Source organism: Paenibacillus sp. 01T422 (assembly GCF_056398785.1).
This window is the reverse complement of record NZ_JBFTQB010001044.1, coordinates 1-2,024: the sequence shown is the minus strand read 5'-3', so window position 1 is coordinate 2,024 and position 2,024 is coordinate 1. Positions and strand designations below refer to the sequence as shown.

Here is a 2,024-nt window from a genome sequence, read left to right as displayed (position 1 = left end):
GATATGACTATTATGAATACGCGGTTACTTCTTTGAAAATTGGCATTGATGATTATGTGCTTAAGCCGGTTTCCAAGGAAGACGTGTATGAGGTACTGCAAAAGTTAGTGAGTAAACTTCAAAGTGAGCAGCAGCAATCCGAACTGCAAAGCCTTGTAAGCGATTATAAAACGACGCTGCAAGCAACAGATGAATCCGATAATAAAGCATCTATCGCCAAAATTATCGATGAGAATGTAGCTAATCCTGATTTCTCATTGGCTATTCTAGCGGATCAGAAAGGGTTCAGCACGGGATATATGAGTGTCCTGTTCAAAAGATTATTTAATGTCTCGTTTCAGGATTATTTGATCGCTGTCAGACTAGAACGTGCTAAGCTTCAGCTTCTTGTCTCTGATTTGAAAATATATGAAATCTCGACAGCAGTAGGATTTGATAACCCGAATTATTTTAGCGCTGCATTCAAAAAGAAGTTCGGGATCTCCCCACTGCAATACAGGGAAAGGATTAAAAACTCGTGAAGGGATTTCCCCGCTCTCTGCAATCTCGCATTTCATTCGTTTATATGTTAATCAGTCTCGTAACGATAGGAATTATCGGCACTGCCCTGTATGTGGGCATTTCTAGAGTAGTCATGAAAGATTCCATTCAATCGTCGCAAATGGCCATTTCAAAAAGCGGTGCATTCGTTGGATCGTATATTGATCGACTGCTGGTATTATCCAATGTGCTTGCTAATAATCCACAGACCATCAAGACACTAGCCTCGCCAACGAAAGAAGGGGAGAAAGACGAAATGCAGCTTATCCAAACCGTGCTGATGTCTGATCCCTATATCAAGTCTGTTGTGGTCATCGGAAAAGATGGCTATATGCTGTCAAATGAAACGAAGCTGAACATGAAGCGGTCATCCGATATGATGACAGAGGCTTGGTATGTAGAAGCCATTAAAGGCAAGACACCAGCTCTTTCTTCTGCCCGCATGCAGGAGTTCTCGATGGATAAGGACAAATGGGTAATCTCAATGAGCCAGGAAGTGAAGGATGAGAACAATCGCAACCTTGGTGTTATCCTTCTGGATATTGAATACAACGTCATTGATGATTATTTGAAGGATTTGGATCTGGGGAGCAAGGGCTCGTCTTTTATCATTAATAGCCATGGCGGCATTGTTTATCACAAAGACCCGACTTTTTTTGTTGATCCCGCCAAGAAAGAGCAATTAAGAAACATAAGCATGTCAGCTAATGGTTACGATCAATCCCAAAATGTCCTTATTCATAAAACACAAATAGCAAACTCCGATTGGACATTGGTAGGCGTTAGTTCGCTGGATGGTTTGTTGCAAATTCGCGGCCAGATGCTGCGATCTTTTGCCATTGTCGGTTTAGGACTGTTGATCCTTATTATTACAGTGTCACTGCTCATTGCCAAAAGCATTACGCGGCCGATTCATCGATTGGAGCAAGCGATGCAAAAGGTGAGGACTGGCACATTGGAAGTAAGTGTTCCTGAATCCGGAGTGACAGAAGTGCAGGGACTTGCGCAACATTTCAATTTGATGGTTTCTGAGGTTCGTAGATTACTGGAGGAAATCGAAACGAAGGAAAAAACGCTGCACACCTATGAACTAAAAGTGCTGCATAGCCAGATTAATCCCCACTTTTTATATAACACATTGGATACGATTGTCTGGATGGCCGAATTTAATGAAAGCGAACGTGTCATATCCACGACCAAAGCATTGGCCAAATTCTTTCAATTATCGTTAAGCGGTGGAAGTGAGATGACGACGATTGAAAATGAAATGAATCATGTTGCTCAATATTTGTTTATTCAAAAGGAGCGATATGGGGATAAACTTCATTATCAACTCGATTTCGATCCAGCCCTTGCGGTCAAAGTAATTCCGAAAATCATTTTGCAGCCAATTGTGGAAAATGTGATTTATCACGGCATTCGGGAAAAAGAAGGTTCCGGATTTGTGGAAATTACTTGTGAATATACGGATGATGGACATGTGA

Annotated in this window: 2 protein-coding genes; both read left to right on the top strand. The window is 41.6% G+C overall.

The features are described from left to right. The coding region (locus tag AC1DUA_RS35265) for a helix-turn-helix domain-containing protein (protein ID WP_477504168.1) at positions 1-521 on the top strand (521 nt) is incomplete at its 5' end. Further along, positions 518-2,024: sensor histidine kinase (locus tag AC1DUA_RS35260; RefSeq protein WP_477504167.1), on the top strand; the 1,507-nt coding region annotated here is incomplete at its 3' end. The genes AC1DUA_RS35265 and AC1DUA_RS35260, both read left to right, overlap by 4 nt.